This is a genomic window from Prevotella bivia DSM 20514, from assembly GCF_000262545.1.
Classification (GTDB): domain Bacteria; phylum Bacteroidota; class Bacteroidia; order Bacteroidales; family Bacteroidaceae; genus Prevotella; species Prevotella bivia.
In genome coordinates this window covers 1,173,668-1,198,577 of sequence record NZ_JH660660.1, presented here as the reverse complement: position 1 = coordinate 1,198,577, position 24,910 = coordinate 1,173,668, and the positions used below count along the sequence as shown (strand labels likewise).

General features: G+C 40.6%; 19 protein-coding genes. 11 read left to right on the top strand and 8 right to left on the bottom strand.

The genetic code is table 11. The features are described 5' to 3' along the window. Positions 1-26: 26 nt before the first annotated feature. Positions 27-365 carry a MerR family transcriptional regulator gene (locus PREBIDRAFT_RS07415; protein WP_004337106.1) on the top strand — a complete coding sequence of 113 codons (339 nt, stop codon included), beginning with the start codon at positions 27-29 and terminating at the stop codon, positions 363-365. 94 nt (positions 366-459) lie between these two features. Here the strand turns inward: PREBIDRAFT_RS07415 and rsmD are convergent, their stop codons facing one another. Beyond that, positions 460-990: a 16S rRNA (guanine(966)-N(2))-methyltransferase RsmD gene (rsmD, locus tag PREBIDRAFT_RS07410; RefSeq protein ID WP_004337107.1), complete on the bottom strand. Its 531-nt coding sequence runs from the start codon at positions 988-990 to the stop codon at positions 460-462. A gap of 18 nt (positions 991-1,008) precedes the next feature. Next, the gene (locus PREBIDRAFT_RS07405) at positions 1,009-1,824 is read right to left on the bottom strand and encodes a DUF3822 family protein (RefSeq protein WP_004337108.1); all 816 of its coding nucleotides are present in this window, start codon (positions 1,822-1,824) and stop codon (positions 1,009-1,011) included. Between the two features lie 173 nt (positions 1,825-1,997). On the opposite strand from PREBIDRAFT_RS07405, the gene PREBIDRAFT_RS07400 reads away from it, so the two are divergent. From PREBIDRAFT_RS07400 to PREBIDRAFT_RS07385, 4 genes are read left to right on the top strand one after another with little or no spacing between them, the layout of a single operon-like run. Further along, positions 1,998-2,486: a CidA/LrgA family protein gene (locus PREBIDRAFT_RS07400; protein WP_004337109.1), complete on the top strand. Its 489-nt coding sequence runs from the start codon at positions 1,998-2,000 to the stop codon at positions 2,484-2,486. Positions 2,487-2,507: 21 nt separating this feature from the next. Continuing rightward, positions 2,508-3,209 (top strand): LrgB family protein, encoded by a 702-nt coding sequence (locus PREBIDRAFT_RS07395; protein ID WP_004337110.1) that lies wholly within the window; start codon positions 2,508-2,510, stop codon positions 3,207-3,209. 14 nt (positions 3,210-3,223) lie between these two features. Continuing rightward, positions 3,224-4,081, top strand: coding sequence for a DNA/RNA non-specific endonuclease (locus PREBIDRAFT_RS07390; protein ID WP_004337111.1), 858 nt, complete (start codon positions 3,224-3,226; stop codon positions 4,079-4,081). A 13-nt stretch (positions 4,082-4,094) separates the two neighbouring features. Then, positions 4,095-5,546, top strand: a complete 1,452-nt coding sequence (locus tag PREBIDRAFT_RS07385; RefSeq protein WP_004337112.1) for an ATP-dependent DNA helicase — start codon at positions 4,095-4,097, stop codon at positions 5,544-5,546. A gap of 341 nt (positions 5,547-5,887) precedes the next feature. Here the strand turns inward: PREBIDRAFT_RS07385 and mfd are convergent, their stop codons facing one another. The 6 genes from mfd to surE all read right to left on the bottom strand — a co-directional run bounded on the left by mfd (position 5,888) and on the right by surE (position 15,914). Next, on the bottom strand, positions 5,888-9,397 hold the full coding sequence (gene mfd / locus PREBIDRAFT_RS07380; RefSeq protein ID WP_004337113.1) for a transcription-repair coupling factor: 3,510 nt from the start codon (positions 9,395-9,397) through the stop codon (positions 5,888-5,890). Between the two features lie 141 nt (positions 9,398-9,538). Continuing rightward, entirely contained in the window at positions 9,539-10,282 is a 744-nt protein-coding gene (locus tag PREBIDRAFT_RS07375) for a polyprenol monophosphomannose synthase (protein ID WP_004337114.1), read from the bottom strand. A gap of 58 nt (positions 10,283-10,340) precedes the next feature. Further along, positions 10,341-11,762 (bottom strand): cardiolipin synthase, encoded by a 1,422-nt coding sequence (gene cls, locus PREBIDRAFT_RS07370; RefSeq protein ID WP_004337115.1) that lies wholly within the window; start codon positions 11,760-11,762, stop codon positions 10,341-10,343. 13 nt (positions 11,763-11,775) lie between these two features. After that, positions 11,776-13,785: a DNA primase gene (dnaG, locus tag PREBIDRAFT_RS07365; RefSeq protein WP_004337116.1), complete on the bottom strand. Its 2,010-nt coding sequence runs from the start codon at positions 13,783-13,785 to the stop codon at positions 11,776-11,778. 153 nt (positions 13,786-13,938) lie between these two features. Next, positions 13,939-15,087: a lipid-A-disaccharide synthase gene (lpxB, locus tag PREBIDRAFT_RS07360; RefSeq protein WP_004339574.1), complete on the bottom strand. Its 1,149-nt coding sequence runs from the start codon at positions 15,085-15,087 to the stop codon at positions 13,939-13,941. Positions 15,088-15,143: 56 nt separating this feature from the next. Continuing rightward, a complete protein-coding gene (surE, locus tag PREBIDRAFT_RS07355; RefSeq protein ID WP_004337118.1) occupies positions 15,144-15,914 on the bottom strand; it encodes a 5'/3'-nucleotidase SurE in 771 nt (256 codons plus the stop codon). 113 nt (positions 15,915-16,027) lie between these two features. Between surE and PREBIDRAFT_RS07350 the strand changes: the two genes are divergently transcribed. The 6 genes from PREBIDRAFT_RS07350 (at position 16,028) to trkA (ending at position 24,907) form a co-directional block, all read left to right on the top strand. Continuing rightward, the gene (locus PREBIDRAFT_RS07350) at positions 16,028-16,792 is read left to right on the top strand and encodes a ParA family protein (RefSeq protein ID WP_004337119.1); all 765 of its coding nucleotides are present in this window, start codon (positions 16,028-16,030) and stop codon (positions 16,790-16,792) included. 26 nt (positions 16,793-16,818) lie between these two features. Then, a complete protein-coding gene (locus tag PREBIDRAFT_RS07345) occupies positions 16,819-17,730 on the top strand; it encodes a ParB/RepB/Spo0J family partition protein (protein WP_004337120.1) in 912 nt (303 codons plus the stop codon). A gap of 59 nt (positions 17,731-17,789) precedes the next feature. Next, on the top strand, positions 17,790-18,611 hold the full coding sequence (locus PREBIDRAFT_RS07340; RefSeq protein ID WP_394330215.1) for a DUF5683 domain-containing protein: 822 nt from the start codon (positions 17,790-17,792) through the stop codon (positions 18,609-18,611). Between the two features lie 47 nt (positions 18,612-18,658). Beyond that, positions 18,659-20,956, top strand: a complete 2,298-nt coding sequence (locus PREBIDRAFT_RS07335; RefSeq protein ID WP_004337122.1) for a RelA/SpoT family protein — start codon at positions 18,659-18,661, stop codon at positions 20,954-20,956. A 658-nt stretch (positions 20,957-21,614) separates the two neighbouring features. Next, on the top strand, positions 21,615-23,558 hold the full coding sequence (gene dxs / locus PREBIDRAFT_RS07330; RefSeq protein WP_004337123.1) for a 1-deoxy-D-xylulose-5-phosphate synthase: 1,944 nt from the start codon (positions 21,615-21,617) through the stop codon (positions 23,556-23,558). Positions 23,559-23,566: 8 nt separating this feature from the next. Continuing rightward, the gene (gene trkA / locus PREBIDRAFT_RS07325; protein WP_004337124.1) at positions 23,567-24,907 is read left to right on the top strand and encodes a Trk system potassium transporter TrkA; all 1,341 of its coding nucleotides are present in this window, start codon (positions 23,567-23,569) and stop codon (positions 24,905-24,907) included. Positions 24,908-24,910 lie beyond the last annotated feature (3 nt).

Below are 24,910 nucleotides of genomic sequence, written 5' to 3'. Positions count from 1 at the left end.
TATTCTTGACAAAATAACATTCTGACATGGCAGAGAACTCACGCAAACTATATTATTCCATCAAAGAAGTGGCTCAACAACTTAATGTTTCCGAAAGCCTATTGCGCTATTGGGAAACAGAATTTCCACATCTTCGCCCTAAAACAACAGGCAATCGAGTTCGCCAATACACAGAAAAAGATATTGATCAAATAAAGGTTATCTACAACCTCGTGAAGGTGCGTGGTTTCAAAATAGCAGCCGCTCGCAAGTTCTTGAATGAGAATAGGACAGGAGCGGAAAAGAGTCAGCAGATTATGGAAACACTTACTTCTGTTCGAGACCAACTGAAAGAGCTGAAAAGAAAACTAGAGGGACTTGTTTAATCGAATATTATGGGGTGAAAATAGGAAACTTATAATGTACAAAAGAAAAAAATATAGCACTATAAATTTCCCATTTTCACCTCATATTTTTTTATTATCTAAACAACGAAAAGTTTACACTTCCATAGCTTCTATGCTCTACAAAGCGTGGATGTTGTGAGAAATCGTTTTGTTTACCATGCTCAAACACTAGCAAACCACCTTCTTTCAGCAGATCATTTGATAGAATAAGATCAGGAATAGTACCAAGTTCTTTCAACGCATAAGGAGGATCGGCAAAAATAAAGTCGAACTTTCGCTTACATGTTTTAATAAAGCGAAACACATCTCCACGTATCAAAATATCATTCTCAGCCTTTATTTTCTCGATACATTGTGCTATAAAGCGCGCATGATCACGATCCATTTCCACCGAAACAACCTCTGCGCAACCACGTGAAAGTAATTCCAAAGAAATACTTCCAGTACCTGCAAAAAGGTCAAGAGCCATAGTATCTTCCAGATCTATATACCCATTCACCACGTTAAAGATATTTTCTTTCGCAAAATCGGTCGTTGGACGTGCTTTGAAAGAGCGTGGAACATCGAAGTGTCTGCCCTTATACAATCCTGTAATAATTCGCATCTAATTTCTATTAAAGTGTTACACTTTGCTTAAATATAAAGCTTTCAAGTCGTAAGGAATATTTTTATGAAGTGCTACCTCCCCATTTCTAAATTCCTTCTCTGGTATTTCTACATATATTCTGTGTAGAAATTTCTTTAATTCCCCCTCTAACCATTCTTGCTCTACAGCTTTTCCCACAAGATGTAACTCATCTTTCTCAACATTCATACCTAGCTCTCTCCACACAAAGAGAAGATAATATAGCGCATCTTGAGCATGGGTGGCATCGAAGGCATTATTATATTTAAATCGGTTTTGCTGAAAACTTACCACTTCCATAGTATGTTCATGGAAATAAGCAAAGAGTTTTCGTCTTGGGTTTTGATACGAACGTTGATGCAAATGCACCCAAACTGGTTGCATCAATGGTTCTATGCGCACCTCTTTAAAATGATCATCTATTACTAACTTCAAGTCTTTACTAATCGTCATCACTGCCACCGCATTCAAATCGGGCAACACAGTTGTAACCACTTCTTCATTACCTTTTAGTGTAAATGACGATTTGTAAAGCACCTTAGCTTCATTTTCTTGAAACTCCTCGGTAGGAATAAGCATAACAGGGGTATCCACCAATATCAGTGTTCGTTTGTATCCGCTCTGTAACAACTCCGATACCGCAAAGGCTTTTCTCAGATTGGCAGCTATCGAAATGCCCTTATTCGTATTATAAGGTTCATAAACGATTTGGGCATTCTCCGTTGCCGAACCCACAGAGAAGCTTAAATCGTTCTGACTAACACGAATTGTCAGTCGAAGACGCATATCTATCACATTATTATCTGCTCCCATCTTAAAGTTATTACATTTAGCAATTTGCAAACTTACAATATTTTTTTTGATTACAATTTATTACGATTGACAAATATCATTAAACCGCTCTTTCTCACCAATTTCTAGTTTGCCAATTAATATAATTCAATTATTAGCCGTAACTTTGTCTGTAAGAATACAAAAATAATTGCATGGCAAGAGCTTTTTTTATTATCTTCGGGTGCTTAGGACTTGGAGAATTTATTGTTTGGGCAACAGGCGTGAAGTTGCCTTCTAGTATTATCGGTATGCTATTGCTTACCCTTTTTCTAAAGCTAGGATGGGTTAAGCTCAATTGGATTGAACGCATGTCGAAGTTTTTAATTGCAAATCTTGGATTCTTTTTCGTGCCGCCTGGTGTAGCTATTATGCTCTATCTTGATATTATCAAAGCACAATGGCTTCCCATCACCGTTGCTACACTCGTGAGTACCATTTTGGTTTTGATCGTTACAGGACACATGCACCAGTTTGTTATCAAGTGTGAACGTAAGATTGGTGGAATGGATTTGCTCCGTCGCCATTTAGATGACGAGGCGTTTTATGCTAATCGGCATCACCCCGACAAGCCTCAACATCTTAAAGAACAAGCTTCTACAACACAAACAGAGGAGATGTCTAACGAAGAAATTGATTATTAAAACCAGCTATAGAAAAGAACTATGATAGAAATTTTTGCTAATCAATATGTCATACTTGCCCTTACCTTCGGCATTTATTTCTTATGCAGATACATACAAGCACGTATGGGCTGGCTATTGCTCAATCCCATTTTGATCTCTATTATTTCGCTTATCATTTATTTAAAGGTTACCCAAGTTCCCTTTGCCGTATATAAACACAACTCCGAACTTATCGACTTTTGGTTGAAACCAGCCGTTGTAGCCCTCGGTGTTCCACTATACCTTCAACTCGATGCTATTAAGAAGCTATGGTTTCCTATCGTAATGTCCCAACTCGTTGGCTGCCTTGTTGGTATAGTTAGTGCCGTTGTGGTGGCAAAAGTGCTAGGTGCTCCCGAAGCTATTATTCTTTCTTTAGCTAGTAAGTCGGTTACTACCCCTATAGCTATGGAGGTTACTCAGAGCGTAGGTGGTATCCCATCGCTAACTGCAGCAGTCGTTGTGGTAACAGGAATACTTGGTGCATTGATTGGATTTAAAACTCTTGCAGTGGGCAGAATTAGCAGTCCGATAGCACAAGGCTTATCTATGGGAACGGCTTCCCATGCCGTTGGTGCTTCCACCGCTATGGGATATGGCACAAAATATGGTGCTTTTGCTAGCCTTGGTATCACATTGAATGGCATTTTTACTGCTCTTCTCACCCCGACCATTATACACTTAATAGAGGCACTCATCTAAAACATTATAAGAAGATGAAGCTTCCTAAACTACTCGTCCTCTCTATTCTCTTCCTATCGTTCTGTGCTTGCAATGCGGGCAAGGATAGACGAAGTCTTACAAAGCCTATTTTACAGAGCGAATATACAGATAATAAGGAAGAAACTGATGCGCCTATTGCCTATAATGACTATGAGCAGCAACATTCTGACGACTTCAATTATCTTCCCAAAGATGCTCAAGGCACGCCTGCTATTATCCTAAAACGAGAAGGGTATACAGCTTCTTACAACCCTACTACAAAACAACCCAATTGGGTGGCATGGCAACTATCACGAGAGCATACCACTGGTCCTGTAAAACGTAATGGGGTAAAGTTCCAACCCGACAATGAGGTAGATAACCCTGTAGATACCTACGACTATATGCAATCGGGCTTCGACCGAGGACACATGTGTCCAGCCGCTGATAACAAATGGAGTGAAACTGCTATGGAACAATGTTTCTTAATGACAAATATCTGTCCACAGCTCCACACGCTCAATAGTGGTTTATGGAATAGTCTTGAAAATCAATGCCGCAATTGGGCACGCAAGTATGGCAAAATATACATTGTTTCAGGTCCTATCTTTACACGTGGGCAACATCGTACCATAGGTAAACACAAAGTAATAGTACCCATAGCTTTCTTCAAAGTGGTGCTTTGTATGGAGGATACACCACGTGCCATTGGGTGGGTGGTAAAGAATACTGTTGAAAAAGGACATAAAAAAACAGAGTTTGTGAATACGATCGACCAAGTGGAACGTATCACGGGCATTGATTTCTTTCCTGAATTGCCTGACAATATAGAAAATAAAGTAGAGGGAGAAGCTAACTTCTCGCAATTTTAAAGACCCAAGAGCTATGCTGAAAGACGAATTTCTTTACCACCTAAAGAGCAATTTTCCCTTTCCTCCCACCACCGATCAAAATCACGCCCTGAATACTTTTTCCCATTTTGCTTTCTCCCAAGAAGAGCAATCGGTTATGGTAATACGTGGTAGTGCTGGTACAGGTAAAACCTTCTTAGCATCGGTCATTGTGAAAACGTTGCGCCAAATGAGGTACAACATCACACTCCTTGCACCCACAGGTAGAGCTGCAAAAGTGCTATCGGCTTACGCAGAGAGTCCTGCCTCTACGATCCACCGCTTCATTTATCGTGAACGTGCCTTTGTGGGAACCGATGGCGAGTTTAATCTTAATAACAACCTCTACCGAGATCGTTTCTTCCTCGTGGACGAAGCCTCTATGATCAATTATGCTGTGGGTAATAGTTCTTTCGGTAGTGGAAGCCTACTACAAGACCTTATCCGCTATGTTTACAATGGTAATAATTGCCGCTTGATCCTTATCGGGGATAATGCGCAGCTTCCTCCTGTAGGTGAGCAAGAGAGTGCTGCTTTGCGCAATGATGTACTAGAAAGTATGGGGCTGAAGGTTTTTGATGTGGATATTTTGGAAGTTCTCCGACAAAGCCTCGAGTCTGGCATCCTCTATAATGCTAACACTATTCGAGAAATGCTTTACAATAATATGGGAAGCGAATTGCCAAAGATTAGCCTTGCCCACTTTGCCGATGTTACCATAGTGCCAGGCGATGAACTCATTGATACGCTAGGATCGTCTTATTCCCAACAAGGACTAGACGAAACCATTATCATCACCCGATCGAATAAACGTGCCAACATCTTTAATCAAGGTGTGCGCAACATGATTCTTGATCGTGAGGAAGAACTTACCACAGGCGATCAACTCATGATCGTGCGCAATAAATATCTCAACCAAAGTAATAAAAGAGCGCAAGAAGAAAGTGGCAAGACTAGAAAATTAAACTTTATTGCCAATGGCGATCGTGCAGAGGTACGCCGCGTGCGTAACACTCGAGAATTGTTTGGTTTCCGTTTTGCCGATGTTATTTTGCGCTTCCCCGACTTCGATAACTATGAACTAGAAACCACCATTATCTTAGATGTACTTACGAGCGAAACACCCAACCTCACACGAGAGCAGAGCGAACTATTATTTAATAATGTAATGGCAGACTATGCCGACATTCCGCTCAAAGCCGATCGCATGAAACATCTGCGTGAGGATGCTTACTTCAATGCCCTTCAAGTAAAGTTTGGTTATGCCATCACCTGTCATAAGGCACAAGGTGGACAATGGGAAAATGTATTTATTGATCAAGGATATATGACAAAAGATATGCTCACGCCCGACTATTACCATTGGCTCTACACTGCTTTCACTCGTGCCACCAAACATTTATATTTGGTAAATTGGCCTCAAGAGCAAGTAACAGAAGAAGAATAATATCAAAAGATAGATAGAACACTATTACTGATATACTTCATTCATTCTAATTTTTCGTTTATCCAAAAATAGGCTTCCTATCATTTTTCAAAGTAAAAATAATTAACACAAAGCTAAAACATAACCTTTTACAACGTAATAGGTTATGTTTTACCTCGCAAAAGGTTACCTTTTACACGACAAAAGGTCATCTTTTGCTATGGAAAAGATGACCTTTTATTTATAACATTATAAGCTACTGATTTTCTTACTGTTACAAATATTATATTTCAGAAAAACAAACTTATAGTGTTGTGAAATATTTATACAAATAAAAAACTTCTTATAGTGAACACTTATGATTAACCTTCTATCTCTCGAAGGATGGCTATGGCATCAATACTCGATTTTACATGGCTAATAATCATCTGTCGTTTACCTTTTTTCTCTTTAAGATTGCAACGCCGAGGATTATTTCCAATGTAATTGAGCATTTTGTTGAACGTCTCGCTTTGGTAATAATAACTCTTAGGATTTGACACAAATTGTAGGTACATATTACCCTGTTTAAGCATAATTTTCTCACATCCTAAACGTTTACCAATGCGGCGGAGTGCCACTACGTGCATGAGTTCTTCGCCTTGTTGTGGCACTGGTCCGAAGCGATCCTCTAAGCGTTTGCGGTACTTATCAAGATCGTCCACTTCTTCAATACTATCTAGCTCTCGATAAAGTAACATACGCTCTGATGAGCCCGGCACATAATCATCGGGGAAATACATCTCAAGATCGCTATCAATAGCACAATCATCTACAAAGTCATCGCCTGAAAGTACCACTCCTTCTTCGGCTTGTTCGGCATAAAGATCTTGAAACTCGTCGTTTTTTAGTTCAGAAACAGCTTGCGAAAGAATCTTCTGATAAGTCTCATAACCTAGATCTTCCATAAACCCACTCTGCTCTGATCCTAACAAGTTGCCTGCTCCACGAATATCAAGATCTTGCATAGCAAGGCTGAAACCACTCCCTAGATCGGAGAAGGTTTCCAAGGCTTCTAGTCGGCGGCGTGCTTCGGTGGTGAGCGAAGCAAGCGGTGGTGCTACTAGATAGCAAAAAGCTTTCTTATTCGATCTGCCCACACGACCACGCATTTGATGCAAGTCGCTCAAGCCAAAACGATGGGCATCATTGATGATAATGGTGTTAGCATTTGAGATGTCAATACCATTTTCTACGATGGTGGTAGAGAGAAGTACATCGTAATCATAATTCATAAAACCTAGGAGGATTTCTTCTAGTTCTTCGGGCTTCATTTGTCCATGCCCTATTGCTACCCGACAATCGGGTACATACCTGCGAATCATTGCGGCTAGGTCTTGCAAATTGCCTATACGATCGTTTACAAAGAACACCTGACCGTTGCGACTCATCTCAAAATTAATGGCATCTGCGATAATTTCATGACTGAAATCTACTATTTCGGTCTGTATAGGATAGCGGTTAGGAGGAGGTGTTCGCATAATACTCATGTCGCGCGCTCCCATTAAAGAGAATTGCAAAGTGCGCGGAATAGGGGTTGCCGACATGGTTAGCGTGTCTACATTGGTTTTTATTTGTCTTAATTTCTCTTTCGTTGACACGCCAAATTTCTGCTCCTCGTCAATGATTAATAAGCCCAAATCTTGCCATTTTACCGACTTTCCAAGCAACTTGTGCGTACCCACTAGGATATTTATTTTACCCTCCGCAAGATCCTCCAATATCTGTTTTGTTTGTTTCGTAGATCGGGCACGCGAAAGATAGTCCACCCTCACTGGCATGTCTTTCAATCGACTTTGGAAAGACTTGTAGTGCTGGAAAGCCAAAACGGTGGTAGGAACGAGTACTGCCACCTGTTTATTATCGACAGCCGCTTTGAAGGCTGCACGTATAGCAACTTCCGTTTTACCAAAGCCCACATCGCCACATACAAGGCGATCCATAGGTCGTGCGCTCTCCATGTCTTGCTTTAAGTCCTGTGTTGCCTTGAGCTGGTCGGGTGTGTCCTCATAAAGGAACGAAGCCTCTAGCTCGTGCTGCATAAACGAGTCGGGCGAGAAAGCAAATCCTTTCTCATGACGACGCTTAGCATAGAGCTTTATTAAGTCGCGGGCAATATCCTTAATGCGTTTTTTAGCTTTCTCTTTAAGTCGATCCCATGCACCAGAGCCAAGCACGGAAAGGCGAGGCGGCTCGCCTGTGTCGGCACGTCGATATTTGCTTATCTTGTAAAGAGAATGGATAGAAACATCAACGATCACATTATTTTGATATATAAGGCGGATCATTTCTTGGTATGAATTCTGCATAGGAACACGCACGAGACCTGCAAACTTTCCGATACCAAAATCTACGTGAACGAGGAAGTCGCCAGGCTCCATTTCCTGTAATTCTTTCATAGTTAGCGCCATTTTCCCCTTTCGCGCCTTGTCCGATTTTAGGTTGTATTTGTGGAAACGATCGAATATTTGGTGATCAGTAAAGAAACAAACTTTCTTATTTTCGTCCACAAAACCTTCATGAAGCGTGTGGTTAACAGGCGTAAACATAATATGGCTAGCCACCGAAAGATTTTCGTTGTTAGCCGAAACGGTAAGTTCTGCTTCTTCCTCTGCTTTGCTATCGAATATATCTTTTAGACGAACTGTTTGCTTTTCACTATCGGCAAATATATAGAGTTTGTACCCCTTTAGGAGATAATCCTTTAAGGAAGTAATAAGTAAGTCGAAATTCTTGTGAAAAAGCGGTTGAGGGGTAGTGTGAAAAACTATCGTAGAGCGTTGTCGCTTATCAGCACTGATCATAGCCTCAGTGGTGCGAGATGCTCCAAATTCTATGCGCGGAAAATTGAGTGCATCTGTCATAAAAGCGCCTGTAGCAATGAGTTGCGACTCTCGCATATAGCGTTGTTGTATCTCGTATTGTTCTACTTCGGTTTTACCTTCGAGCTGCTCTGTAAGTACTTGTTGTGTGAAACCTTCTTTGTAAATTTGATCGATGGCATCACGAACGAAGAGGAAATCTTTAAAAACAAGCGTGGTATCTTGGGGTAAAAACTGAAGAAACGATACCTTTTCTTCAGTTAATGTGGCAAGTTCTGGTACAATATCCACCGATTTTTTTTTATCTACCGATAGCTGTGTCTCCACCTCAAAGGTGCGAATGGTATCTATGTCATCACCAAAAAAGTCGATACGATAGGGCATCTCACTAGAGAAGGAATACACATCAATGATACTTCCACGAATAGCAAATTGCCCCGGTTCATAGACATAATCGGTTTCTGAAAAACCAAATTCACGGAGTTTTTTGCCCACTTCTACAATATTGATATGCTGATCGACGGTCAGCGTAAGGCGTCGCTCGTCTAATTGACGTTGAGATACCACGAGTTCGGCAATAGCAGAGGGTTCGGAAACTATGAAAAGAGGTGTGAGTGGTTTTCCTTTCTCAAGATTAGTGCGGATAGCTGCTAGCTTTGTAAGCACCTCTGTTCGTAATATTTCATTGCCCGCATCGCATTGTCCATACTTGATAGCACGGCGGTAAGATGAGGGAAAGAAAAGCACATCGGCAAGTGGTTCGGCATCGTCTTCGGGGGCAAGCATTGTCTTTAGGTCGTTATAGAAATAACCTGCCTCGTCGTTATCGTTCATAACAAAGAGGAAAGAATGTGCTTGTTTATATGCCAATGCGGCAAAGAGCATCGGTGTAGCCGATGCTGTTAAGCCTTGTAGAAAGATATTTTTTGATTTTCCATCTTCTAATAATTTTAGTAAAGCCTTTACTTGTGGAAGTGTGGAAAAAATATGGGTTGTCTCGTTTATTGTCATTGTTCTTACAAGAGTAATCACTCACTTTCGTTCGTTAGCGTATAAAGCCATTACCCTACTTTCTATGTTAAGCGTTAAAAATATCTGATTTTAACTTCTAGCTAGGCAATGTAAAGCAATAAGTGCTTAGCTCCTTTATCTCTAAAAGATCTTTGGATATTTTCTAAACCAACCATCGAAACGCAAGCGCATCACACCGAAGAAGGCTTCAGAGAATATTCCTCCACTCATCTTACTTGTGCCTTCACGACGATTAACGAAGATAACAGGTACTTCTTTTATCTTAAATCCGATGCGATGAGCTGTGTATTTCATCTCTATTTGAAAAGCATATCCCTTGAAACGGATTTTATCTAAAGGAATAGTTTCTAACACCTTACGACGATAGCAAACGAAGCCAGCAGTAGTATCGTGGACATGAAAGCCTGTAACAATCTGTACATATTTGCTAGCAAAATAGCTCATCAGTACACGCCCGATGGGCCAATTTACCACGTTTACACCACTAACATAGCGCGATCCTACTGCTACATCATAGCCTTCCTTACTCGTTGCTTCATAGAGACGTGGCAAGTCATTAGGGTCATGACTAAAGTCGGCATCCATTTCGAAGATATATTCATAACCTTTCTCTATCGCCCACTTAAAGCCAGTGATATAGGCAGTGCCTAAACCAAGCTTTCCTGAACGCTCAATGATAAAGAGACGTGAAGCAAACTCATCAGTCATCAAGCGATGAACAATCTGCGCCGTACCATCAGGACTACCATCATCAATGACCAATACATTGAAGGATTTCTCCAATCCAAGTACGGCTCTGATAATCTTCTCAATATTTTCTTTCTCGTTATAAGTAGGAATGATAACTATACTATCGCTTGTCATAGGCTTATTTTTTATGCAAAAGTAGGGAATATAATTTAGAAAAGCAAAAAATTATCAATTACATTAGTGGGCTTAATAGCCTCACTACCGACTCCCATAACCTTTGAAAAAATGGTAATCGAAAGTGATTGAGAAGATCGTCAATGCTTGAACTTTGATCTTGATCGTGTAAAAATATATCTTTTACTTGCTTAGCAATGGCTTCGTTATAGAAGAATGCGTTCGACTCGAAATTGTTTTCAAAGCTTCGGAAATCAATATTCGTAGAACCAATAGTGGCTAAACAGTCATCGGTAACAAGGAGTTTGGAGTGATTGAAGCCTGCTTTGTAAAAGAATACTTTGACTCCAGCTTTCACTGTGTCTAGTACATACGAGCGTGAAGCCCATTCCACCACTTTCGTATCGGTATCGAATGGTATCATCAAACGCACATCAACGCCTGACACAGCAGCTGTCCGCATAGCAAAAAGAATAGGTTCTGTGGGGAGAAAATAAGGGGTTTCCATATAAACATACTTCTTTGCATCAAGCAAAATGCGCACATATCCTTGCTCCATTTCTGGCCATTGGCTGGTAGGATTGCTTGTAACAATCTGTACAAGGGTATCGTTTTCATTGATTTGTATGGGTGGATAATATTTGTGATCGGTCATCAATGTGTGGCAAACAAAGAACCAATCGACAAAGAATGCCCTTTGTAAACCATATACTGCTGTACCCTCAATACGCACTTGGGTATCGCGCCATGCTTGTTTTTTAGTACCTTTTATATAGCGATGGGCTATGTTCATACCTCCAATGAAGCCCACCTTACCATCAAAAACATATATCTTGCGATGGTTACGATAGTTAACACGACTAGTAAGTAAAGGGTAACGCACTGGCATAAAGGGATAAACCTCAATACCAGCTCTCTTCATACGCGTAAAAAACTTATTTTTCGTTCGCCAAGACCCTACATCATCATACACTATACGCACTTCAACCCCCTCTTGAACCTTATCTATCAGTGCATCAGCAATAAGGTACCCCAATGCATCATCTCTAAAAATAAACGAATCTATATGAATGTGTTCTTTCGCTTTACCTATTTCCCGAAGCATAGCAAGGAAAAAGTCGGAACCGTGAGTGTAAATTTCCACTTCGTTATTCTTGAACGGAAGCGAAAGACTTTGGTTCATAAAAAGATGAATGAGCGTATGATATTTCTCGTCGATAAAAAGATTTTTCTGCTCCACAAACTCCAACATTGATCGCTTCGTGAGTTGGTTAAGGGTGTGTTGCCATATCTTTCGCTCTTTACGTGTCTTTTGCCCAAAGAAGAAGAAAAGAATAATACCCACTACAGGAAGAAATCCTAACACCATCACCCATGCCATTGTAATAGCTGGTTGGCGATGCTCCATCAGTACGCGAATGATAGCTGCAATGGCTATCACTGAGTAAATGACTATGAATATCCAGTGAGCATATTCCATCTTGTTTCTTTTCCTAAATTATAATGTCATTACCTAACTTCTGAGCTAAAATATTTCTAAGTTGCTGCATCTTTTGAAGTTCTACCAATGCTTTTATCTTCCCTTCGTTGCTAACAGCCTGTTTTATCTGTTCTTTCAATTCCTTGAGACGTTTTTCTACATAATTACGACGGAAGTCGAGTATGAGATGCTTCACATTCTCAAAGAGATAAGCCTCATCTTGTCTTAGTTGTAAGCTCTCGGAGAGTTGGAATTTATCAACACTTAGCGCTGTAGCAACCTCCGAAATATGAAGGTCTCGGTGGTGTATGAAATAGTTTTCAGCCACAAAATCCTCATTAGTTGAGTGTTCTACAGCTTCAGAAAGGATCTGATTATAAAGTGGGTGAGTGAATGAAAGGTTGTCCAATCCCAAGTCGTAGGCTATATATTGTGCCACGTTCAGATTGAGGAGCTTTCCCGAGACTTCATCTTTTACATTCTTCAATATCACACGTTCGCCATAACGAATAATAGCTTGAATGAGCCAAGTTTCAACATTGGAGAATTGAGAATTGAGAATTGAGAATTGAGAATTGCTGTTAATTGTAGGATTTTTCGTTGCGCTTTCATTACTATTATTTGGATTTTCAACACTTGCAAGATTTGTATCAGCATTATGGAGGTGGTTTTCTCGTGTTCGCTGGTTCTCCGCTTCTCTTTTCTCACGCTCTCTACCATTATATATAAAGCGGTTCATTTGGGCTATAAGCGTTTGTTCTGCCATCCCTGTGCGTGCCATACATTCATGTAAATAAGTATCACGGAGAATGGGATCTTTAATCACAGAGATACTTTCTACTATTGAATTGATGGCTTCCGAGCGCTTGATAGGGTCGGTAACACCTTTGAGTAAAAGGTTAATCTTGAATACGATAAAGTCGGTCTGGTTATCTTCGATATACTTCACAAGATCCTCCGCACTATACATTTTAGCAAATTCGTCAGGATCTTTACCATCAGGAAGGAGCAAGACCTTTACATTCATACCTTCCGATAATAACATATCTGTACCTCGAAGGGCGGCATGCTGACCAGCTGCATCACCATCATAAAGCAAAACGATGTTGGAGGTGAAGCGATGAAGCAAACGAATTTGATAAACCGAAAGTGCAGTTCCGCTGTTTGCCACCACGTTTTCAATGCCACATTGGTGCATAGAAATAACATCAGTATAGCCTTCCACCATGTAAACAAGATCATACTTTGCAATGGCTTTCTTAGCTTGGAAGATACCGTATAGTTCGCGTTCCTTATGATAGATCTCGCTGTCGGGGGAGTTGACATACTTCTGCATAACACCCTTAGTGCGTGAGTCGAGCAATCTACCACCAAAAGCCGTTACCTTACCACTTACGCTAATCCACGGAAACATCACACGCCCATTAAATCTATCTACCAATTCGCCTGTTTGTCGCTCAAAACACAAGCCCGTTTTCAATAAAAATTCCTTCTTATAGCCCGCTTCTAATGCTGCTTTTGCAAAGCTATCGCGAGGCGAAAGACAAAAGCCTAGCTGAAACTTCTTAATGATGTCATCGCGAAAACCACGACTACGAAAGTATTGCAAACCAATAGCTCTACCGTCGGGATTGGTGGCAAGAATATTCTGAAAGTAATTGCTAGCCCATTCGTTCACAATGAGCATCGACTCGCGTTCGCTGGCTTGCAACTTCTCTTCGCTCGTCATTTCGCGTTCTTTAACTTCTATATTATACTTCTTACCCAGCCATTTCAAGGCTTCCCAATAGGTCATTTGCTCATATTGCATCACAAATTTTACGGCATTACCAGCCGCACCACATGAGAAACATTTATAGACACCTTTTATAGGACTTACAGAGAACGAAGGAGTGGAGTCGTCATGAAAAGGGCATAAGCCTTTATAGTTCGTGCCAGCCTTACGCAGAGAGATAAAATCGCTCACCACATCAACGATATTCGTTGCATCAATGATCTTGTCTACCGTCTGTTTATCTATCATGATCGTCCTTCGTATCTATGTTTTTATTTTGGTTATGCAAATATAGGGAAAAGGCTGCATATCGCAAAATTATCCGTTCAGAGATTAAATCATAAAACTTTTCGTATGTAAACTTGCTTTATTTCTGTAGAAAAAGCAAGTTTGCTTATTACATTAAACAGACGGATGCCTTTTCAATATTTGCACGATAATGCCAGCAGCATTCTCGGGTGCCACCTCATTACCTAGCTGTTGGCGCATCACCTCATACTCTGCCAACATGCGTTCACGCCCAGACTGTGAAGGTAAAAGGCGATAAAGTTCGTTGGCAATATTATACACCCGAAAACGCTCAGCAAAGAGTTCTTGCACTACTTCTTTATTGGCAATAAGATTTACCAAAGATATATACTTCACCTTTAGGATATGATTAAAGGCAAAACGAATGAGCTTGGGCAATGGTGTTTTATAACAAACTACCTGTGGAACATTGAAAAGTGCCGTTTCTAGCGTTGCCGTTCCACTTGTAACGAGTGCCACTGTGGCATGCGTAAGCAGTTCGTAAGTTTGCTTCCTCACCACTTTCACATTCTCATTTTTGATATATTCAGCATAAAAAGCCTCATCAATAGACGGTGCGCCAGCCACCACCATTTGGTAGTCCTCAAAATGGCGAGCCGCCTCTATCATAGCAGGTAAATTGTCTTTGATCTCTTGTTTTCTGCTCCCTGCTAATAAAGCCAAGATAGGTTTCGTAGAAAGACCATTCTGCTCGCAAAACTCTTCCTTACTGGCACTATAAAATCGCCTAAAGTTTTCCACTTCTTCTACAGTAGGATTGCCCACGTAATGAATGGGATAATGATGCTTCTTCTCATAAAAAGGCACCTCGAAGGGCAAGATAGAAAACATCTCATTGACATCGCGCTTAATGGCTTTGATGCGCCATTCCTTCCAAGCCCATATCTTTGGTGAAATATAATAATAAACAGGTATCTTCGTATGCTTGTGGATATACTTTGCAATATTAAGATTGAAGCCTGGATAATCGACGAGAATCAAGCAGTCGGGCTTCCACTGCACAATATCTTCCTTGCATACTCTCATCATTCTAAAGATTGTAGGAAGATGTAGTAAAACAGGCACAAACCCCATGTAAGCCAAGTGCTTATAATGTTTTAAGCACGATCCACCCACTTGCTTCATCATATCGCCACCTATGAAACGAAACTCAGCCATAGGGTCTTTCTCTTGCAAAGAGCGCATAAGGCGCGAAGCATGTAGATCACCAGAAGCTTCGCCTACAATGAGATAATACTTCATTTGAGTTGAGAGTTGAGAGAGATAAGAATTGAAAGTTGACATTTACTAGGAGTGTATCACCCATTAAGCATAGAGAGTTGCTCCATCGCCTCATACCCTGTAACATCAAGATTGACAGGTGTTACAGCAACATAATTATGGTGCAAAGCCCATTGATCATTATCGGTTGCTAGTGGTTCATCGTTGCGATATTCACCCGCCACCCAATAATAGTTATAGCCATGAGGGTGCTGACGTTCGTCTATCTCGTTTACCCAACTCCCCTGCCCCATGCGACAAAGTTTAATTCCTTTGAAGATATGGGCTTTTGGGAAGTTAACATTTAGGCAAATACCCTTTGGCAGTCCATTTGCTAACACATGCTTAACGATGAAGCGAACGTTATCGCGTAATGGAGTAAGATCAGCATTTACATTATAATCGCAACTAGAGAAAGCAATAGAAGGTATATACTTCATACAACCTTCGCGGGCAATACCCATCGTGCCACTGTAATGATTATTCACAGAAGAGTTATCACCATGATTAATTCCACCAAGAATAAGATCAGGCTTTCTACCTTTTAGCACAACAGAAAGAGCTATCTTCACACAGTCGACAGGGGTACCAGAGCATGCCCATACCTCACAATCGGGGATATTATGATGCTGCTTTAAACGTATTGGAGCAGAAGCAGTAAAGGCACATGAAAAGCCTGACCGACCATCTTCTGGCGCACAAATCACCACCTCGGCAAAATCGGTTAAAAAAGAAGCTAATGTGCAAATACCATTAGAGCGGTAACCATCGTCGTTAGATATAAGAATTAATGGTTTCTTAATTTTCATAATTTTCGCTTTGATTTGCCTGCAAATGTACGAAAAAAGCTTTATAATACGTTTTCATTCACCCTTTTTATGTATCTTTGTAGCCTAAATACACTTATACGAAAAGGATAAAAATGGGAAAAATTATAGCACTAGCAAACCAAAAAGGTGGCGTAGGAAAGACTACGACAACTATTAATTTGGCTGCATCTTTAGCCACACTAGAAAAGACTGTGTTGGTCATTGATGCCGATCCACAAGCTAATGCCTCAAGCGGCTTGGGCGTGGATATAAAGGAAGTGGACTGTTCCCTATACGAATGTATTATCAATCATGCCGATATTCGCGATGCTATCTACACTACCGACATTGAAGGTTTGGATATCGTGCCTAGCCATATCGACCTTGTGGGAGCAGAAATAGAAATGCTAAAGCTTGAAGGCAGAGAGCGTGTAGTGAGCCAACTATTAGCTCCCATTCGCAATGAATACGATTTTATATTGATAGATTGTAGTCCTTCGCTCGGATTGATCACCGTAAACGCACTTACAGCAGCCGACGCTGTCGTCATTCCTGTGCAATGCGAATACTTCGCTTTGGAAGGTATCAGCAAATTGCTGAATACCATTAAGATTATCAAAAGCAAACTCAACCCGAAACTAGAGATAGAAGGCTTCTTACTAACAATGTATGATAGCCGCTTACGCTTAGCTAGACAGATTTACGATGAAGTGAAGCGACACTTCCAAGAGTTGGTTTTCAAAGCAGTTATTCAGCGTAACGTAAAACTATCAGAGAGCCCTAGCCATGGCTTACCTGTCATCCTTTACGATGCCGACTCTACTGGAGCGAAGAACCATCTAGCCTTGGCTAAAGAGATAATTGAGAAAAATAAGTAAACGAAGAAAAGCGACATAAAAGAAAAATGGCGGTTCATAAGAAATATAACAGAAATGGCAAGACCAATGCTTTGGGAAGAGGATTAGACGCACTCATCTCTACCGAGTCGGTAAGCACACAAGGAAGTTCAACAATCAATGAAGTAGCAATTGATCAAATAGAGGCTAATCCCAATCAGCCTCGTCGTGAATTTGATCCCATTGCATTACAAGAATTAGCAAACAGCATTAAGGAATTGGGACTCGTTCAGCCTATTACCCTTCGTCAAATAGCCGAGGAGAAGTTCCAAATCATTGCTGGCGAGCGTCGTTGGCGAGCTTCTCAAATAGCTGGACTTACCGCAATCCCTGCTTATATTCGCACCATCAAGGACGAAAACGTAATGGAACTAGCCCTCGTTGAAAACATTCAACGCGAGGACTTAAACGCCATCGAAATAGCATTAGCCTACGAACATTTGCTTGAAAAGAGCGGTATGACACAGGAACGTGTCTCAGAGCGTGTAGGAAAAAGTCGTGCTGCTATTGCAAACTATCTTCGTTTGCTCAAGCTTCCAGCACAAGTGCAGATGTCTTTACAGAAAAAAGAGATCGACATGGGGCATGCCCGCGCCTTACTTTCTATCGACTCGCCTTCGCTTCAACTAAAACTTTTCCGTGAGATACAGAAGAATGGATATAGTGTTCGCAAGGTAGAAGAGCTTTGCCAACAACTAAAAAATGGGGAAGACTTACAAACTGCAAAGAAGCAAATTGCTAAAAAGTCGCGCCTTCCAGAAGAGTTTAATATCTTAAAACAACGACTTTCATCATTCTTCGATGCTAAAGTGCAGATGAGTTACAATGCTAATGGCAAAGGAAAGATTAGTATTCCTTTCGCTTCTGAGGAAGAACTTGAGCATCTCATGGCTGTAATGGACAAGATAAAGAAGGACTAATCGCTACCGATGCGCAACAACTATCCACAAAGGATACTATAGAGAGAAAATTTAAAAAGATGGTTTCTATCAACAAGAAAATAAAGCAAATAATGGTGAAGAAAGTTCTCACACTCATGAGCATTCTTACCTTTTCGGCGAGTATGTATGCGCAAGTGCAGAAAGACACCATAAAGGTGTTGTATCCTGATGAAACCACACACGTGGAAAAGATTATAGAGCCAAATCAATATGAGACCATCGATTCCACTTTATTTACCCCCGATGATCTTCAAAGTCGTAAAGCTTTGGAAAAAGATAGCAAAGCCTTACAAAAGCAAGTTGCTACTAACGACAAAACTACAAAGCAAGGCAGAGATTGGACAAAGTGGAAACCCAATCCTAAACGAGCATTATGGCTAGCACTCGTATTACCTGGTGCAGGACAAATATACAACCGAAAATATTGGAAACTGCCTATTTTCTACGGAGGATTCGTGGGCTGTATCTATGCTTTAACGTGGAATAACCAGATGTATCACGACTATGCCCAAGCATATAAAGACATCATGGACGACGATCCTAACACACATAGCTACGACCAGTTTTTACATCTCGGGGCAAAGATTGATGCTAGCAACATCAAACAATATCAAACAGTTTTCAAGAAAAGAAAGGATAAATATCGTCGTTGGCGCGATCTAAGTATTTTTGTTACCATAGGTGTTTATGCGCTTTCGGTCATTGATGCTTATGTAGATGCATCACTATCCGACTTTGATATTTCAGACGACTTATCCCTGCATATAGCTCCTGCCGTAATCAATGACAACTCATGGGTTACCCCAAACAATCCTATGAAATCGTCGGCAATAGGTGTTAGCTGTGCATTAAAATTCTAGAAACAAATAAAACTTACTACCTAAACCTCTATCACTCATTATAGACTATGGATACAGAGAATACCAATATTGACACTAAAGATAAGCTGGAAGCAAAACTTGTAGACGATGCTTTCAAAGAACTACTAGATATTTACCTCGCTTCACGCCACCGTAAGAAGGTAGATATTATCACAAAAGCCTACAACTTTGCACGCCAAGCACACAAGGGAGTACGCCGTCTTTCAGGTGAACCGTATATCCTCCACCCCATTGCCGTAGCTCGCATTGCAGCAGAAGAGATAGGGCTAGGCTCCACAAGTATCTGTGCTGCCCTCCTCCATGATGTGGTAGAAGATACCGATTACACCGTTGAGGACATCGAAAACATGTTTGGAAAGAAGATAGCCCAAATAGTAGATGGACTTACAAAACTCTCTGGCGGCATCTTCGGCGAGCATGCTTCAGCTCAAACCGAAAACTTTAAAAAGCTTCTTATCACTATGAGCGATGACATTCGCGTTATCCTTATTAAGATATGCGACCGTCTTCACAATATGCGAACACTTGCCTCGCAACCTGCTAACAAACAATATAAAATAGCTGGCGAGACGCTCTATATTTATGCTCCACTTGCTAACCGACTAGGCTTAAACAAGATAAAAACAGAGCTAGAGGATCTTAGCTTCCGTTACGAACATCCCGAAGAGTACGCTTCTATACAAGAGAAGATAGCCTCAACACAGGAGCAACGCGATGAATTGTTTTCACAATTTACTACCCCTATTAAGGCTGAACTTGATAAGATGGGCTTCGAATATGAAATAAAAGCACGTGTAAAAAGCCCATACTCCATTTGGAACAAGATGCAGAGCAAGCATGTTTCGTTCGATGAAATCTACGATATTCTAGCTGTACGCATCATCTATACACCAAAGAACAAAGCAGAAGAAATTAACAATTGCTTCCAAATATACGTAGCAATTAGCCAACTTTACAAGAGCCATCCCGACCGTTTACGCGACTGGGTAAACCATCCAAAGGCGAATGGGTACCAAGCTTTGCACGTTACACTGATGTCGAACCAAGGCAGATGGATAGAGGTGCAAATCCGATCGGAGCGTATGAACGATATAGCCGAACAAGGTTTTGCAGCACATTGGACCTATAAAGACGGCACTGAAATTACCGAAGAAGATGGAGAGTTAAACGATTGGCTCCGCACGATTAAGGAAATTCTTGATGACCCACAACCCGATGCTATGGACTTCCTCGATGTGGTGAAACTCAATCTTTTTGCCTCTGAAATCTTTGTTTTCACCCCAAAAGGAGAGATTAAGACGATGCCAGCAGGCTGCACTGCGCTCGACTTTGCTTTCCAGATACATACTTTCCTTGGAAGCCATTGTATAGGAGCTAAGGTAAATCATAAGCTCGTACCACTAAGCCACAAGCTACAAAGTGGCGATCAAGTGGAAATCCTCACTTCTATGTCGCAACGCATTGATCCGTCATGGACTAATATTGTGTCGACAGCAAAGGCAAAGGGAAAGATACAAGCCTTACTGCGCCGCGAGGGACGTGAAATTCAAAAACAAGGAGAAACGATACTAGAAGAATGGTTGCAAGCAAATGGCTTTGAACTTACTACTTCGGTGCTTGACAAACTTACCGAATTTCATAGCTATAAAAAGCACAACCAATTATTTGAAGCTATTGGTAGGAAGAAGCTTGTGCTAGGCGATGCCGATATTAACGAACTCGAAGGAAAAAACAAATCAGAAGGAAAGAAGCTCAAGAGCAATTGGCGCAAGTATGTTCCTTTTTGGCATCCAGATGCAAAAAGAGAGCAAGACACCGCAGAAAGCTTGAATAGCAATTCCAAAGGGCTTATTGTTGTGCAGAAAGATTTCAATAAAAAGAAACCTATCTACATCAATGAAACAAACATCCACCAATACATCTTCCCTACTTGCTGCCGCACTATTCCGGGCGATGACGCCCTTGGGTATATTGACAATAACAACCACATAGAGATACACAAACGTGCATGCCCAGTAGCAGCAAAATTAAAGGCGGGATATGGATCACGCATATTAGATGTGAAATGGGATATGCACGATCAGCTCTTCTTCGATGCTACTATTGAGATTAGTGGTATCGACCGTCCGCGTATGCTACATGATGTTTCAGATGTTATTTCCGACCAGCTCAATATCAATATCCACAAACTCACTATCACTAGCGATGACGGTATCTTTGATGGAAAAATAGAGCTAAAGGTACATAACCGAAAGCAGGTTATAATGATCATAGAGAAGCTCCAGATGATCAATAATATGCAAGAAGTAAGGCAAATATTATAACTGTAAACGTTTACCCTGATAGTATAGGTACTCTCCAACACAAAGGAGAGTACTTTTTTTTGCCTCTTTCCATAAGCAAGAATGTAAGTTTTATTCATAACCTCATCGCCATCTATGACCTATTACGTCGTAAAACATAACCTTTTAAAGGGCAATAGGTCATCGTTTACCAAGCAAAAGATCATCTTTTAGCACCCAAAAGATAACCTTTTTATAACCACCTTAATATCAGACTATTACAATATACAAAACAAACAAAAATGCTTCTTTAGGGTGTTAAAATATTTCACACCATAAAAGAGAACAAACAGAACTATCATTGCCCTCGTTTTCTTTCTTCTAGGTGTTGACTGGTTACTTATTATTATGGTAGCTTGGGGATACGGATGCAGCCCCATATCTTTATAAATTTGATATTAATTGCGTGGCAGGAAAGATTTATGATGTGTGCCATAGGTTAATACAAGATTTTGCTCAATACCATAGTGGTGAGTAATCACCACATAGCAACAAGATATAAGGTAAATATTTAAGGCGAGAGGAGGTGTCTTAATAAGTATGCCCTCACTTGTGCTATTAATGAATTACTCCTTAAAACGCTTTGCTTTTTAAGCTAATTAGCGTATCTTTGCATTCATAGTCATTTTACATTATGATAATGTTAAGCGAAAATAAGTATAAGCATTTAGAACAAATAAAATATCCTTCTGATTTAAGGAAAATGTCAGTAGAGCAACTTCCTGAAGTTTGTAAGGAACTACGAGATAAGATCATAGAAGAAGTTGCTGTAAACCCCGGGCATCTTGCCTCTAGCTTGGGTGCTACAGAAATTACTATAGCGTGCCACTATGTCTTTAATACTCCTGATGATCGTATTGTTTGGGATGTTGGTCATCAAGCATACGGACATAAGATTATTACAGGGCGTCGTGATGTCTTCTGTAATAACCGCAAATTGAACGGACTTATGCCTTTCCCCTCTCCTAAGGAAAGCGAATATGATACTTTTGCGTGTGGGCATGCCTCCAATTCTATTTCGGCTGCATTGGGAATGGCTGTTGCTGCTAAATTGCAGAAGAAAGAGCGCCATGTTGTGGCTATTATAGGCGACGGAGCTATGAGCGGAGGCTTGGCTTATGAAGGCTTGAACAATGTTTCTAGCCAGCCTAACGATTTGCTAATTATCCTCAATGATAACGAAATGTCGATCGATCGTGCTGTAGGTGGTATGGAGCAATACCTCATAGGACTTAATACCAACGAAACTTATAACAAAATTCGTTATCGAGCTTCTACATGGTTTGAAAAGAAAGGCTTGTTAACAGAGGAACGCAAGAAGGGTATTATTCGCTTAACCAACTCCTTAAAATCGGTTCTTGCACGCCAACAGAATATCTTTGAGGGTATGAATATTCGTTATTTTGGCCCTTTTGATGGAAACAATGTAACCGAACTTGTGCGTATTCTTGAGCAATTAAAAAATATGAAAGGACCAAAGCTTTTGCATCTTCGTACCATAAAGGGTAAGGGGTATGAGCCTGCTGAGAAAAGTGCCACTGTTTGGCATGCACCCGGTAAGTTTGATCCTGCTACAGGAGAACGCCTTGTGCCAACATCTTTTGGCATTCAACCACCTAAATATCAAGATGTTTTTGGAAAAACCTTATTAGAACTTGCACGCCAAAACGAGGCAATAGTGGGTGTTACGCCAGCTATGCCTTCGGGATGTTCTATGAATATTGTTATGGAGGCAATCCCTGAACGTTGTTTTGATGTGGGCATTGCCGAGGGGCATGCTGTAACATTCTCTGCAGGAATGGCTAAAGATGGACTTCTTCCTTTTTGCAATATCTATAGTTCTTTCATACAGCGTGCATACGATAATATTATTCATGATGCAGCTTTATTAAATCTTCCTGTAGTGCTTTGTCTCGACCGTGCAGGGTTAGTGGGCGAAGATGGAGCTACCCATCATGGAGCTTTCGATTTGGCTTTTCTCCGTCCTATTCCAAATCTTACTATTTCTGCCCCAATGAATGAGCATGAGCTGCGTAAACTAATGTATACAGCTCAATTACCCAATAAAGGTTGCTTTGTTATTCGCTACCCACGTGGTAATGGTGTGTTAACCGATTGGGAATGTCCTTTCGAGGAAATCCCCGTAGGCACTGGTCGTAAGCTTCGTGAAGGCGAAAGTATTGCCGTTTTAAGTATTGGCACAATTGGGAATGAGGTGGAAAGTGCTATAAATAACCTTATGAATAAAGATAAAGCTAATAATATAGGTAATACACAAGTTCCCGCTATTGCGCACTATGATATGCGCTTTTTGAAACCCTTAGATGAAACTATTCTGCAAGAAGTGGCACAGAAGTTTAGCTATATTATTACAGTTGAAGATGGTGTGAAGAATGGTGGCTTAGGTTCGGCAGTGTCTGAATGGATGAATGATCACAACTTTACTCCTCATATTGTGCGTTTAGGATTACCCGATACTTTCGTTGAGCAAGGCACTGTTAGCGAGCTAAAACATCTCTGTGGTATAGATGTAGAAGGAATAGAGAAAGAAATCATAAAAGGATTGCATGTTATCGTAAAATAAGGACTTATATGAAAATTGTTATAGCAGGTGCATACGCCATAGGAACTTATCTTGCAAAATTATTGGCACGCGATAAGCACGACATCACGTTGATAAGTGGTAACTCTGAAAACCTAGAGAAGCTAAGCAGAGAGTATGATATATTAACGATGGACGCATCGCCTTCAAGCATAAAGATACAGAAAGAAGCTGGAGTAGAAGAAGCCGACCTATTTGTAGCAGTAACCCCAGATGAGCATGTAAATCTTACCTCATGCCTGATAGCTCACCGACTTGGAGCAAAGAAAACAGTTGCCAAGGTAGATAATCCAGAATATGTTGAAGCTAACAATTTAGAGGAATTTAATGCTATGGGAATTGATAGTATCGTTCTTCCCGACTTGTTAGCAGCAAAGGATATTGTTAATGGGCTAAAAATGTCTTGGGTGCGTCAGAGATGGGATGTACACGATGGAGCTTTGGTCATGCTTGGCATCAAGCTTCGCAGTACTTGTACCATTCTTGATAAACCACTGAAAGAAATAGCAGGACCAGAAGAGCCTTACCATATATTGGCTATCAAACGCCATGATGAGACAATTACTCCTCATGGTAATAGCGTATTGAAGAAGCATGACCTAGCTTATTTTATGACGACTAAAAACTACATACCTTATATTCGTAAAGTAGTAGGTAAGGAGCATTATGTCGATGTAAAAAACGTGATGATTATGGGCGGTGGCAGTACCGCCGTAAGAGCGGTAGAAATGTTGCCCGACTATATGAATGTTAAGGTAATAGAGCAAGATTTCGACCGTTGTGAGTATCTTAATGAGATTTTAAAAGAAGATACTCTGGTAATTAATGGTGATGGTCGCGACTTGAGTTTATTAACAGAGGAAGGCATTCTTAGTACACAAGCTTTTGTGTCTTTAGCATCGAATGCAGAAACAAATATCTTGGCATGTCTTACTGCCAAAGAAAAGGGCGTACGCAAGACCGTAGCTATGGTTGAAAATGAAGACTACTATTATATGGCAGAAAGTCTTGATATAGGTACGCTTGTTAATAAAAAAGCTGTAGCTGCTAGCCATATCTATCAAATGATGTTGGATGCTAATGTTAAAAATGTAAAGTTTTTAATGTCTGTTAATGCAGATGTTGCCGAATTTATTCCAATAGAAGGCTCTAAGATTACTCAGAAGAAAGTAAAAGACCTTCATCTTCCACAAGGAACTATTATTGGCGGCTTAGTACGCAATAAAGAAGGTATCCTTGTTTCTGGTAATACGCAGATAGAGGCAGGCGACTCAGTAGTGATGTTCTGCCACAATGTTGATTTGAAAAAGGTAGAAAACTTGTTTTTATAAGTA